This is a genomic window from Arenimonas sp., from assembly GCF_044353605.1.
GTDB lineage: Bacteria > Pseudomonadota > Gammaproteobacteria > Xanthomonadales > Xanthomonadaceae > Arenimonas.
The window spans coordinates 109,504-121,698 of sequence record NZ_JBILBO010000004.1 but is presented as its reverse complement, the minus strand read 5'-3'; the positions used below and the strand labels follow the sequence as shown (position 1 = coordinate 121,698).

Genomic DNA, 12,195 nt, shown 5'->3' with positions numbered 1-12,195 from the left:
TTATAAATGCATATCGCTATCCATAGCAGTTGGTTTGTTGAATCCAGTCAATGGAAAATAATTAAGAACTTAACTAAATTCATGCGAATAGCCGCCCCGAAATTTGAGTAAACTGATGTTGTCGCGGCCGGCTGCCGCTTAATTCAATCGTTAGAAGCCGAATTTGACAGTATGCATATCATATGTATAATTGTCCTGTGACTATTGAATTCGACCCCGTTAAGGCTAAGGCCAATTTTCGCAAGCACCGTATTCACCTCTCGGATGCGGAGCAGGTTCTACATGACCCAAATGCCTTAACTTTCGATGATCCTGACGCAGAAGCTGAACGCAGATTTATTACTCTCGGAATGGATGCGCTCGGCAGAATTCTAGTTGTCGTACATTCACCTCGCGGCAAGAAGATACGTCTTATTTCCGCACGAAAAGCCAGTCCAGGCGAAATGGAGAAATATTATGCGTAAAGAATATGATTTTTCTAAAGCCAAGCGCGGAGCTTATGTTCCCACCTCTGGTAAAACCCGCATTACGATTATGTTAGACGATGATATTCTTCAGTATTTTCGGAGCCGCGCTGAAAGTGAGGGTGTTGGTTATCAAACTATGATAAATATCGCTCTCAAAGCTGCGTCCGCTAAGCAACCTAAAGACAAGGAACCATTAACCGTTGCCAAGTTACGCGAAGTTCTACGCCAAGAACTTAATGCTGCTTGAATCGGCCTCTAACTACTCATTCAAGCGGACAGCCGCCCCGAAATTTGAGTAAACTGATGTTATCGCGGCCGGCACGCATCCATGGATTTCTGCTCGGTTTTGCGGACAGTGCCTTGAAACATTACGCCGAGCTTCTCGTGCGCCTGCTTGTCGGTAGTTCGCTACTGCTGGTTGCGCGTGAGTCCGCATACTCCAGCGTGCTTTCGGCATTCGGCTGGCTGCTCATCATCACTACCGCTCTCATGGCGCTCATACCATGGCGCGTTCATCATCGCTTTACGCAGTCTGCCGTACCCAAAGCCCTGCGATTCCTGCCTTTGATAGGCATTGCCTCGCTGACAGTGGCTGCTTTTCTGTTACAGACCATCGTTACCGGCAGCTCCTCTTAACCATTCATTGAAGCGGACTGCAGTCCTGAACTTGGTTAAACTGGAATTACCTGCAATGCCGGTTACCGCTTCATTCAATCGTTAGAAGCCTCATTAAGGGCAGCATATATGTCTGGATTATATCGGTTCGAGATGTCGGTTCGTATAACCCGCTCATCGCATGAAATGCACATTTGCGGTGCCACGCCGAGTCTCGCCAACCATGTTTGCCGAAGCAGGGCGTTTGGGGTTGAAAATGACTGAAAAACTGCCATTAATCTGGCACAGCACTCATGACGAGTCCGTGCTTGAAAACCTGAATTCCGCCATCGACGGTCTGAATCAGCACGACGCCACGAATCGTCTTGAAAAGCATGGATACAACCGTTTGCCGGAAGCACGAAAACGATGTGCGTTGTTTTCTTTCCTGCTGCATTTCCACAATATCCTTATCTATGTCCTGCTCGGGGCCGCACTGATTACGGCAATACTGGGGCACTGGATAGATACCGGCGTCATTGTGGCAGTGGTGGTGGCTAACGCCATCATCGGCTTTGTACAGGAGGGCAAGGCGGAAAAGTCGATGGAGGCCATTCGGCAAATGCTTGCGCCCCACGCCCACGTAATCCGTGACGGACTGCGCTTTTCCATCGACGCGGCCGAATTGGTACCTGGTGACATTGTGTTGCTTGAAGCAGGAGACAAAGTGCCGGCTGACTTGCGTCTACTGACCGCACATGGCCTGTCGTTACAGGAAGCAATCCTTACCGGCGAATCCGTGCCCGTTGAGAAGCAGATTAAGGCAGTAGCCGCAGATGCGGCGCTGGGCGATCGTTTCTGCATGGCCTTCTCCGGCACTCTGGTAACCTCCGGTCAGGGCAAAGGCGTTGTTGTGGCTACCGGCAGCGATACCGAAATAGGCCGGATCAGCCGCCTGCTCGCCGGCGTGGAAACACTCACGACCCCGCTGGTTAAACAAATGGATGTTTTTGCCAGAAGACTGACGGCCGTCGTTCTGATGATGGCCGTCCTGTTGCTGGTGTATGGATATTCTGTCGGTCATCACGATTTCGCGGAAACATTCATGTCGGTCGTCGGGCTTTCCGTTGCCGCCATTCCCGAAGGCTTGCCCGCCGTACTCACCATCACTCTGGCCATTGGCGTACAGGCAATGGCGAAGCGCCATGCGATTGTAAGGCGACTGCCGGCCATCGAAACGCTTGGCTCGGTATCTGTTATCTGTACGGACAAAACCGGAACACTCACGCGCAATGAAATGATGGTGGCGTCGGTGCTGACGTCGCAGTATCTGTTCAGACTGGAAGGAGAGGGGTACGCGCCCAAAGGCGAACTGAGCCTTGATGATATCCATATCAATCCAACAGAGCACCATGCCCTTGAAGAGCTCGCGCGTGCGGCGACGCTTTGCAACGACGCCGCCCTGCATGAACGGAACGGTGTTTGGCACGCGGAAGGCGACCCGATGGAAGCGGCCCTGCTTTCCTTCGCCGGGAAAATGGGCCTGGATGCCGGCAGGGAAAAGGCAGTTTGGTCGCGTACCGATGCCATTGCATTTGATGCCCGGCACCGATTCATGGCAACCCTGAATCACAACCATGATCAGCATGCTTTCATTTTTGTCAAAGGTGCGCCGGAAAACATCCTGCTCATGTGTCAAAACCAGCGCACGGCGGACGGAAGCCTCGAAGCACTGGATGCCGGCTACTGGAAGGAACAGGCTGAGGCCATTGCCGCGCAGGGACAGCGCGTGCTGGCCTTTGCGGTAAGGCCGCTTCCACCGGAGCATACCGTGCTTGAGCATGATGATGTACAGGGAAAACTCTGCCTGTTGGGCCTGGTGGGAATGATTGACCCGCCACGATCCGAAGCCATAGCTGCCGTAGCTGAATGCCGAATGGCGGGCATTCAGGTGAAGATGATTACCGGCGATCATGCGAAGACAGCGGTTGCCATCGGCAAGCAGATTGGCTTGGATAATGCCGGCATGGTGCTCACCGGCGCTGACCTGGACGGCATCAGCGATCAGCAACTGAAAGATATCGTGGTTGAATGCAATATTTTTGCACGCACCAGCCCTGAACATAAGCTGCGTCTCGTCACTGCTTTACAGGCACACAACATGACCGTTGCAATGACCGGCGACGGCGTCAATGACGCCCCGGCACTGAAGCGTGCCGATGTAGGAATAGCCATGGGCCTCAAGGGCTCTGATGCCACCAAAGAAGCCGCGGAACTGGTTCTTGCCGATGATAATTTTTCATCCATTGTCGCCGCTGTTCGGGAAGGCCGTACCGTGTATGACAATCTGAAGAAGGTCATCAGCTGGACATTGCCGACCAATGCCGGCGAGGCTATGACCATCATAGTGGCGCTGCTTTTCGGCATGACCCTGCCCGTCACGCCGGTCCAGATCCTTTGGGTCAATCTCATTACCGCCACCACGCTGGGTGTTGCGCTGGCTTTTGAGCCTACGGAAGCCAACACCATGCGTCATCCGCCGCGCTCACGGAGCGAAGCACTGTTGAGCAGCGGGCTGCTGTGGCATATCGCCTTCGTTTCCCTGCTTTTCCTGTGCGGCGTTTATGGAATTTATTCCCATGCCATTGAGCGCGGCTATTCCGTGGAGCTGGCGCGCACGCTTGCGCTAAACACTCTGGTGGTGATGGAAATATTCCATCTTTTCTTCATTCGCAACATCTACGGAACTTCCTTGACGTGGAAAGCCGTGCGGGGCACGAAAGTGGTATGGCTGGTCGTGATAATCATTACAGCTGCCCAGTTCGCCATCACCTATCTGCCGCCCTTGCAGAAAATACTGGCTACTGAATCCATTCCGCTTCTGGATGGCGTATCGATATTCGCGATTGGCGTTCTATTGTTTATCATTCTAGAAGTGGAAAAGCAGGTCCGTCTTTTTTTCCGTCGTGAGCGGGGCAACAAACCGATGCATTGAAACGATTTTCAGGCCATGGCCAAGAAAGCCCTCATCGCCCTCTCTGCATTTGTCTCCGGAATGATGGTCGTGCTCACGCTGATCAAAATTGCGTCCGGCGGTTACCCGTTCGGGGAATATCCTGCGTAGCCCAAAACACAATCATCAGCGCTGCGCTCTTGGCAGGTTTTGGCATGCATTTCAGCGGATGGCTGTCCCGAAACTTGTTTAAACTAAGTTTGCCCGCGGCATCTTCCGCCTGACTCGGTGTTCTGCATGACCAATCCAACGACCGACTGGAACACCTTCCTGGCCGCACTGGCCGCCGTCAGCCCCTTGCCCTTTGCCCTGCACAGCCGGCCCTGCTGCCGACTGGACCTGAGCGCGGGCAACCCGGCGCTGCAGGGTTTCGATCCGAGCGTGACCGCCGACTTCAGTGCGTTCATTACACAGCAGATCGCCGCCGCCGGTGCTGACTATGCGGCCGGCGGTTATGGCGAAAACCGCACCCTGTATGCCATGAGCCCGGTATTCTCGGCGCAGGGCGATGGCAACGAACCGCGCACCCTGCACCTGGGTGTGGATCTGTGGCTGCGTGCCGGCACCGGCGTACATGCGGTACTGCCCGGCCACGTGCATTCCTGCCAGGACAACGCCGCCTTCGGCGATTACGGCCCGACCCTGATTCTGCAACACAGTCTCGGCGACCGAATGTTCTACACGCTATACGGACATCTCGCGCGTGAAAGCATGGACGCCTCGCCGGTGGGCCGCGTTGTTGAAGCCGGCGATGTACTGGGCTGGCTGGGCGCACCGGAGGTGAACGTGGGCTGGCCGCCGCATCTGCATTTCCAGATCATCACCGATCTGCTGGATTACGTCGGCGACTATCCCGGCGTGTGCCGGCCTTCCGAAGCGGCGCAGTGGCTGGCGCGCTGCCCGGATCCGAATCTACTGCTGCGCCTGCCGGCCTTGGCTGATTGCGCCTAAGGTGCCCCGGATTTGGGTACACTGAGCGGAGCGCGGCATGTTGGCCGCGCATGTATTCTGACCCCATCGGAGCTGATCATGGACAAAGCAACAAGAGCATCGGAAACCCCCATTGCCGTTGACGTGGAAGCCGGCAAGGATTACTGGTGGTGTGCCTGCGGCCTCAGTAAAAACCAGCCGTTCTGCGATGGCTCGCACAAAGGCAGCAGCTTCAGCCCGATGAAGCATCACGCCGAAAAAACCGGCACCGTGTATTTCTGCGGCTGCAAGGCGACGAATAACGCCCCCCTGTGCGACGGCAGCCACAAGCAGACCTGATACGACTGCCATGTCTGCGCTACCCAAACTGCTGCATTTTCCCGCTCTTGCCCTCACCCTGTTGGTTACGGCCTGCGCCACGCAGGGCCCGGAACCGCTGCGCGTGGATCTGGACGGCGACGGCACACCCGAACGCGCGCAACTTAATCAAGCGAATGCGCAGGTGACGATAACCGTCGAAAGCAAGACGCTTGCCGATGGCGCACAGACTTTAACTTTCGGTGTCGATTCGGCCAGGCAGGACGCAGTGTGCGCGTTGCCGGTAACGCTGACGCCGGACGGGCCCGACTGTGCCCCGGAAGCACTCGGCGCGCAGACTTTGCCGGGCTGCATCAATAAACCCGCGGCCCGCAGCCTGACCCTGAGCGACGGGCAGTGCGATGCCATCCATCTGTACTGGAACCACGACACGCGCCGCCTTGCCTGGTGGAGGATGTAATCCAAGCGCTGGCCGCATCATTCCCGGTCCGGCGAATGCCAGTGGACACGCTCGACCAAGGCCATATGCGGCACGGTCAAGGCCGCCAGTCCGACGAAAACGATTTGGACAATCTTGGCCGTCAGCCCGGATTCCGCCAGACCCTGCCAGCCCCAGTAGCCCAGCACGAGCGTGCCGATTACCGGCCCCGCAGCAATCCACACCAGGCTCGACCAGGAGGCCTGTGCGAATTGCTTGGTCCGCAATACATGACGGGCACTGTGCATCAGGCAGAAGTAGAGCGTGAAGCCGAGGATGGGCGGCAGGAGTGTCAGTGCTGCCGCAACGCCGAGTGTTTCCCATGCGGCGACCGGATGGCGCTTCAGGTTCCAGACCACGACGGCGGCGGTGAGCACGAGCCAGGGCCACGCCAGGGCATGCAGCGCATCCGCCATCGGCTGCCCCTGCGGGCCGCCGATCAACATTGAAAACAACTGGCCGAGCGCCTGCGCATGCAACACGGCGGGAAACAGAATGATGCCGCCGCCATACAGAAGGCGCAGTGGAAGGGGTGCCCGGCCTTTGAGGTCGCCCGAAAAATGGAATACGGACAGGGCCAGAAAGCCGAGCAGGAAAGCCCATGGAAAACGCCACCAGACCAGCACCACCAGCACGGCCAATCCCAGATAGGCGATCAGGAAAACCGACCAGCCCGTACGCGTGTGCAGGGCCAGCAGGCGCTTGGCGAAAATGAGATCCAGGGCGCCATGGGGAACGCCCAGAACAATCACCAGGATCAGCATGATCAGCAACTGGATTTCCAGAGCCGGAAACGGAACGAACAGCGACACCACCAGACTGAGCATGACCGCAGCGATGAATCCCTTCCCTTGGGTATCGATGGCGTTCATGCCGACGGCTTCCGGCTGAACAGCTGTTTGAGGAACGGACCGGCAGGTAATGCGGCGATGACCGCGGCATGATCGTGCAGAGTGCCTTCATCGCTCAGGAAACGAATCAGACGACGGCTGTCGACATCGGCAAACATGGCTGTGAACAGTGTTGGCGCAAGCGCGGGCTGCGTGCGCAGGACCTGCAGGAACAGCCGATCCATCGCTCTCGCTATGAGCCGATCCGGCGTCTGCGGAACCGGCGTCCCGGTCGTGACCAGGGCCTGCGCGCACTGCGCGCCCCAGCGCTGTAGACGTTGGAAGGCATAGCCGGTGGCGGGACGTGCCGCACCGGCCGACAGCCCGGCATGGACACGGGAAGGATTTGCACGTCCGGCAGCCGGTGCCGCCTCGTTGCCGCCCATGGGAATGCATCCGTATTCGCTGCGCAGCGTCCTGTATGCCGATCCGCGGGTACGGTTTTCGAGAGCCGCATCCAGACCCTTCTGCAAGGCCGGTGCCGGCAAGGGAGATTCGGCGAAGACCGTGTACTCGACCAAGGCCCGTGTTGCGGTCTGGGGCAGCACGTAGATGAACGCAATCCGGTGGTCACCGCTTTCCGGAAAATCCATCAGGTCGGCGATGAACGGATCGAACACGGGATCCGATGTTTCGATTTCATGACCGAAAAACGATTGCCAGAGCAAGGCCGGGCTCTGTTCGGATGCCGGCTTCGGGCGGGTGTCCACCAGCGACACGGCACTGACCCTGCCCTGACTCGTTTCGATGCGCCAGACGCCATCGACATATTCGGGCTCGGACAGCACGCCGTGGCCCAGATGCAGCGACAGCTGCGGATTGGCATGGATGGCCTGCAGGGCAGTTGCATAGTAGGCATCGGCGGCAAGCATGCGGTAGGGTGTTTTTCCGCAATCGAAATCGATGCATCGGCCGCCGCCGGCAACGCGCAAATGTCGCCACTGATGGCCGGCGAGCCGGGCATACGGCGCGGCGGCATCGCCCCAGAAGCACCAGGTTCGGTCATTCCGGTATTCATTCCTCTGCTCGAGGATGACCGTGCGCGGTGCGCGGCCGCCGTATTGGCTGAGATTGCAGGCCAGACCCAGACCGGCGCAGCCGCCGCCCAGAATGATCACGTCGGCATCAGTCGACATGGCGCGTGTTCAAGGTCGTCATGCGCACGCTTGTCCGGCGCAGCGGTTCATGCAAAGCGGCATCATGCGCTGCCGGAACCTGCCGGTAACGGCGGTGCAGAACGAATTCAGCAAGTGTCTGCAGCGTAATGAGGGATTTTCGTCCGGTGCCCACGACGGCGCGTCCGCTCTGGAAGGAAAAATCATTTCGCCGCAGCGTACTGCCGATGGCATGGTACACCCGCGCCGCCAGCAGAATGCCGGCCCGCGAGGCCGCCGGAAGATAGGCCAGGCCGGACTCACCGCTCTGATAGTAGCGGTCGGCAAGCTGCAGCAGATCGGACAGTGCCGACCGGACGGCGGCATCGGTGCCGGTGTCGGGCTGCAGCAAGGACGCGGGCGCGAGCTCGCCGACCAGCGTGGCGGGCAGATAGCGCCGGTCGAGCGCCGCATCGGCACCGACATCCCGGCAGATATTGGTCAACTGCATGGCAATGCCCAGATCGATGGCGTGCGCGTCGGCTGCGGCCTCTTTCGCATCCAGGATCCGGCACATCATCAGGCCGACGGTTCCGGCGACCTGGTAACAGTAATGGATGAGCGCGTCGGTGTCGGAAATGCGTACTGTGCCGAGATCGGATTCGACGCCGTCAATCAGTTCGATGAAGATGCCCGGTTCGATGCCGCACTCTGCAAACAGACGGATGCCGTCCGACACGATTGGATCCGAACTCCGGCCCGCGCGCATGTCCTGCTTCATCCGCGCCAAGGCCTGCCGCGCATCAGTGCCGGATACGGCCTCATCGGCGATGTCATCCACATAGCGGCAGAGCATGTACAGGCGCGTGGCGCGTTCGGCATGGCGCTCGCCCAGGAACCGGCGGGCCCAGTGGAAGCTCCGGCCCTTCGCGGACAACACCGCATCGGCCGCCCGGGAATGGCTGTCAGACATCGGCGGCCGGTGCAATCAGGGCGTCGACCGCTTTCGCGGAGCAGAGCACGCCAGGCACGCCGGCGCCGGGATGGGTACCGGCACCGACCAGATAGAGATTGCGTATTCCTTCGGCTCTGTTGTGGAATCGAAACCATGCCGACTGGCGGAAAATCGGCGCGATGGAAAAACCGGCGCCGTGTTCGCTCAGATAGTCTTCCTTGAAATCCTCCGGCGTCATCGCGAACTCGGCGGTGATCGACAGCTCGAGCCCGGGCAGCAGGGTTTCGCCCAGGGCTGCGACGATCCGGTTGCGCAGCTGCGGTCCGGCAGCGTCCCAGTCAGTCTTTCCGAGCAGATTCGGCACCGGACACAGCACATAGAAACTGTCGCAGCCGGGCGGCGCGAAACTCGGATCGGTGGCCGTGGGCCGATGCAGATAAAGGGAGAAATCCTCCGAAAGCGTTTTGTGATCGAAGATGTCCGCGAGCAGCTCGCGGTAGCGCTCCCCCATCCAGATGGTGTGATGCACCACCTCCGGATAGGTCCGGGTGGTGCCGAAATACAGGACATACAGACCCATGGAATATTCGGCCGCGGCCAGCTTGGCACGCACCGGCAGTGACCGCTTGCGGTGCGGAATCATCCGGTTGTAAAGAAACGCCGGATCGGCATTGGACACAATCAGATCCGCCGCCATCACCGTACCATCCGCGAGAATGACGGCGTCGGCCCGCTTTCCGGAAACCTGCACTGTAGATACGGTGGTGTCGAGCAGGATGCGGACGCCCTTGCGCCGCATCAGGTCTTCAAGCGCGCGGGTGATGGCCCCCGTTCCGCCCATGGCGAAATGCACGCCATAGGCGCGTTCCAGATAATGGATCAGACCGTAGATGCTGGTGGTGTCGAACGGATTGCCGCCGACCAGCAGGGGCTGTATTGAAAACGCACGGCGCAGCTTCGGACTGCACAGGAAGCGGGACACCATCTGCCATACCGTCTCGTGCGAGCGCAGGCGGAGCAGGCTTGGAATCTGACGGAGCATGGTCCATAGCCGGTGGAACGGCTGGGCGGACAGTTGGGTGAAGCCGACATCGAAGATGCGCTGGGAATGGCGCAGCAGGGCCAGGTAACCCCCGACATCCCGGGGCTCGATGCGGTGGATCTCAGCCAGCGTCTGTTCAAGCGTACCGCCGTAATCGAACCGGCTGCCGTCACGGAACGCGAAGCGGTACCAGGGCGTCAACGGCACCAGCCGGACATGATCGGAGAACTTCTCGTTGAACAGCGCGAACAGTTCTTCGAAAAGGAAGGGTGCGGTGATGACCGTCGGCCCGGCGTCATGGCGGAATCCCTCGCGTTCGAACACACGGGCGCGGCCGCCGATGTGATTGCAACGGTCGATCAGAGTGACTTCATAACCTTTGGCACGCAGGCGCAGCGCCGCGGCAATGCCACCGAACCCGGCACCGACGACGATGGCGTGCATCAGCAGGCTTCAAGGACGGATACGGCATCATCCAGTTTGGCGCGCATCCCGGCACAGTAGGCGAGCAGCATGCGCCCCGCGCCGCAGGGCAGATTCACCGCATCTGCTTCGCATTGATCCAGATGGCGGGCGGCCAAGGCAACCGCCATCGACAGGGCACGGGCCTGCAGACCGTGGTTCTGCATGATCAGGACAAGGTTGAGTCCGGGTGCGCTGGCGATTCCGCCAAATCCGGTTTGCGCGGGACGCGCCGCATCGATGGCTATATCCTGGATGTCATCCAGCGCCTGATAGCTGATTGCGAAATTTTCACAGGCTGCCGTCGCCAGCGGAATGCTTTGCGCATTGCCGGAAAGCAGCAGGGAGAGTTCGATCGGTAGCGCAAGCAGCGCGCCCGACTTGGACTTGGCGATGGCCAGGTACTGTTCGACGGCATCCTCGCCGTCAGGCCGCTCGGCAAGATCGGCGCATTGTCCATGCACGGCACGGGCAACACGCCGGTGTGTCAGGGCCAGGGCTTCAGGGAGTAAGGGATGATTGCCGATACCGCCAAGGGCGGCATAGGCAGCGGACAGGAATAGGTCGCCGCAGCACAGCGCCGTGTTCTTTCCGAATTGGTTCCAGATCGCCGGGACGCCGCGCCGGTAAAGGTCGCCGTCCTGCAGATCATCGTGGATGAGTGAAGCATTGTGCAGCAGTTCGGCACAGGCGGCGATGCCGATGGCCTCGCTTTCGGACAGACCCAGAGCCAATGCCGAGCAGAGGCCGAGCCGCGCCCTTACTTTCTGGCCGCCCGCCCGAAGATGGTATTCGGCAGACGTGGAAACGCCGGGGTCGGCATCGGTGACCCATTCCGCGTGCATCCCGGTCAGCAGCCGCATCCGGGCATCGACGCTCTCAAGCATCTGGGCGAGCTTTGCCGATGGGGCTTCCGGGAAATTCAATAGGGTTCCGGGCATGGCGCATTTCCGGCTAGAGTGGGTTACTGCCACGAACCGCCGCTTTCCCTGCCTCGAAAGACAGGGAAAGCGTGGTCGTGATTACCAGCTGTTAATGTTTTTCAGATTCACTGACTGCGACCGACCAGATGATCAGGCCGAAGGCAATCTTGTTCAGAACGTCAGCGAAGTTGTAGGTGATGTTGAGCGCATTGGCGGTATCTGCCGGGCTGCCACCATTGAGGTAACCCAGGAAATAGCCGAGCGGATAAACGGCCCAACCCACGGTCACGATCCAACGCATCAGTTTGAAACCGGCCTGTACGGAAGCCGGCGCGCTGCTGGCGTTGACCTTGCTGGCTTCACCCATGAAGATTTCATACAGGATAAAGGCCCAACCGGCCATACCGATGATGAAGGCGGGCATGGCCTCCATGTAGCCGGCTTCACCCACATAGCCACCGACCAACATCACCAAGGTGCCGATCATCAGGCGCCAGAAAATACCGGAAGACACCTTGGTGACCGCAGAGAGGATCAGATAGAACTCGACCATCAGCAAGGGCACGGTAATCAGCCAGTCGATGTAGCGGAACACGGTCGGGGTGGACCCCGTGGTGACCCAGACATCACGCATGTAGAAGTAATGGACGGCGGCGACCAGCGTGACCAGTCCCGATACTGTCAGGGATGTTTTCCATTTTGCCGAGACACGGTCGCGCTCCAGGAAGAAGAATACCGTGGAGGCGATGAGCGCCATCGAGATCAGCCAGAACGAAATTCCGACGAAATCATTACTATTCAGAACGGACGACTCTCCGGCCGAGGCCTGTGTTGCGCCGAAAACGAGAGCCAGTGAAAACGCCGATTTGGCGATTGATTTTATTAAATTGTTTTTATGTAACATTGCGTTTATCTCCTAAAGGTTTAAATCTGTGAACGACAGCACCCCGATTATAGTACTTGCCCCTTGGATGACTACTGCAAACCGACCAAAAACCTGCAATCTAGAAGCTGCATAGTTAGGTCACG

Annotated in this window: 13 protein-coding genes; 7 read left to right on the top strand and 6 right to left on the bottom strand. The window is 58.8% G+C overall.

The genetic code is table 11. The annotated features are described in order from the left end of the window. Positions 1-182 precede the first annotated feature (182 nt). From ACIQ1A_RS04025 to ACIQ1A_RS03995, 7 genes are all read left to right on the top strand, one after another. A complete protein-coding gene (locus ACIQ1A_RS04025) occupies positions 183-464 on the top strand; it encodes a BrnT family toxin (RefSeq protein ID WP_395769781.1) in 282 nt (93 codons plus the stop codon). Further along, entirely contained in the window at positions 457-714 is a 258-nt protein-coding gene (locus ACIQ1A_RS04020; RefSeq protein WP_395769780.1) for a BrnA antitoxin family protein, read from the top strand. The genes ACIQ1A_RS04025 and ACIQ1A_RS04020 overlap by 8 nt, the downstream gene beginning before the upstream one ends. Before the next feature lie 56 nt (positions 715-770). Continuing rightward, entirely contained in the window at positions 771-1,103 is a 333-nt protein-coding gene (locus tag ACIQ1A_RS04015) for a hypothetical protein (RefSeq protein WP_395769779.1), read from the top strand. Between the two features lie 235 nt (positions 1,104-1,338). Further along, positions 1,339-4,056, top strand: a complete 2,718-nt coding sequence (locus tag ACIQ1A_RS04010; protein WP_395769778.1) for a cation-transporting P-type ATPase — start codon at positions 1,339-1,341, stop codon at positions 4,054-4,056. Between the two features lie 255 nt (positions 4,057-4,311). Further along, positions 4,312-5,025, top strand: a complete 714-nt coding sequence (locus ACIQ1A_RS04005) for a peptidoglycan DD-metalloendopeptidase family protein (RefSeq protein ID WP_395769777.1) — start codon at positions 4,312-4,314, stop codon at positions 5,023-5,025. Between the two features lie 78 nt (positions 5,026-5,103). Continuing rightward, positions 5,104-5,343 (top strand): CDGSH iron-sulfur domain-containing protein, encoded by a 240-nt coding sequence (locus ACIQ1A_RS04000; RefSeq protein ID WP_395769776.1) that lies wholly within the window; start codon positions 5,104-5,106, stop codon positions 5,341-5,343. Positions 5,344-5,353: 10 nt separating this feature from the next. Further along, complete coding sequence (locus tag ACIQ1A_RS03995) at positions 5,354-5,782, top strand: hypothetical protein (RefSeq protein ID WP_395769775.1); 429 nt, start codon at positions 5,354-5,356, stop codon at positions 5,780-5,782. Between the two features lie 17 nt (positions 5,783-5,799). On the opposite strand, the gene ACIQ1A_RS03990 is transcribed toward ACIQ1A_RS03995, so the two are convergent. From ACIQ1A_RS03990 to ACIQ1A_RS03965, 6 genes are all read right to left on the bottom strand, one after another. Continuing rightward, positions 5,800-6,672, bottom strand: coding sequence for a Brp/Blh family beta-carotene 15,15'-dioxygenase (locus ACIQ1A_RS03990; protein ID WP_395769774.1), 873 nt, complete (start codon positions 6,670-6,672; stop codon positions 5,800-5,802). After that, a complete protein-coding gene (locus ACIQ1A_RS03985) occupies positions 6,669-7,826 on the bottom strand; it encodes a lycopene cyclase family protein (RefSeq protein ID WP_395769773.1) in 1,158 nt (385 codons plus the stop codon). Before ACIQ1A_RS03985 ends, ACIQ1A_RS03990 begins: the two co-directional genes overlap by 4 nt. Continuing rightward, on the bottom strand, positions 7,816-8,757 hold the full coding sequence (locus tag ACIQ1A_RS03980; protein WP_395769772.1) for a phytoene/squalene synthase family protein: 942 nt from the start codon (positions 8,755-8,757) through the stop codon (positions 7,816-7,818). Before ACIQ1A_RS03980 ends, ACIQ1A_RS03985 begins: the two co-directional genes overlap by 11 nt. Next, positions 8,750-10,225, bottom strand: coding sequence for a phytoene desaturase family protein (crtI, locus tag ACIQ1A_RS03975; protein WP_395769771.1), 1,476 nt, complete (start codon positions 10,223-10,225; stop codon positions 8,750-8,752). Before crtI ends, ACIQ1A_RS03980 begins: the two co-directional genes overlap by 8 nt. Then, on the bottom strand, positions 10,225-11,184 hold the full coding sequence (locus ACIQ1A_RS03970) for a polyprenyl synthetase family protein (RefSeq protein WP_395769770.1): 960 nt from the start codon (positions 11,182-11,184) through the stop codon (positions 10,225-10,227). Before ACIQ1A_RS03970 ends, crtI begins: the two co-directional genes overlap by 1 nt. A gap of 91 nt (positions 11,185-11,275) precedes the next feature. Further along, the gene (locus ACIQ1A_RS03965) at positions 11,276-12,070 is read right to left on the bottom strand and encodes a bacteriorhodopsin-like (protein WP_395769769.1); all 795 of its coding nucleotides are present in this window, start codon (positions 12,068-12,070) and stop codon (positions 11,276-11,278) included. Between the last annotated feature and the right edge of the window lie 125 nt (positions 12,071-12,195).

Coding starts and splice junctions, on each gene's coding strand:
- ACIQ1A_RS04025 (WP_395769781.1), top strand. CDS start 183: ATGTATAATTGTCCTGTGACTATTGAATTCGACCCCGTTAAGGCTAAG.
- ACIQ1A_RS04020 (WP_395769780.1), top strand. CDS start 457: ATGCGTAAAGAATATGATTTTTCTAAAGCCAAGCGCGGAGCTTATGTT.
- ACIQ1A_RS04015 (WP_395769779.1), top strand. CDS start 771: ATGTTATCGCGGCCGGCACGCATCCATGGATTTCTGCTCGGTTTTGCG.
- ACIQ1A_RS04010 (WP_395769778.1), top strand. CDS start 1,339: ATGACTGAAAAACTGCCATTAATCTGGCACAGCACTCATGACGAGTCC.
- ACIQ1A_RS04005 (WP_395769777.1), top strand. CDS start 4,312: ATGACCAATCCAACGACCGACTGGAACACCTTCCTGGCCGCACTGGCC.
- ACIQ1A_RS04000 (WP_395769776.1), top strand. CDS start 5,104: ATGGACAAAGCAACAAGAGCATCGGAAACCCCCATTGCCGTTGACGTG.
- ACIQ1A_RS03995 (WP_395769775.1), top strand. CDS start 5,354: ATGTCTGCGCTACCCAAACTGCTGCATTTTCCCGCTCTTGCCCTCACC.
- ACIQ1A_RS03990 (WP_395769774.1), bottom strand. CDS start 6,672: ATGAACGCCATCGATACCCAAGGGAAGGGATTCATCGCTGCGGTCATG.
- ACIQ1A_RS03985 (WP_395769773.1), bottom strand. CDS start 7,826: ATGTCGACTGATGCCGACGTGATCATTCTGGGCGGCGGCTGCGCCGGT.
- ACIQ1A_RS03980 (WP_395769772.1), bottom strand. CDS start 8,757: ATGTCTGACAGCCATTCCCGGGCGGCCGATGCGGTGTTGTCCGCGAAG.
- crtI (WP_395769771.1), bottom strand. CDS start 10,225: ATGCACGCCATCGTCGTCGGTGCCGGGTTCGGTGGCATTGCCGCGGCG.
- ACIQ1A_RS03970 (WP_395769770.1), bottom strand. CDS start 11,184: ATGCCCGGAACCCTATTGAATTTCCCGGAAGCCCCATCGGCAAAGCTC.
- ACIQ1A_RS03965 (WP_395769769.1), bottom strand. CDS start 12,070: ATGTTACATAAAAACAATTTAATAAAATCAATCGCCAAATCGGCGTTT.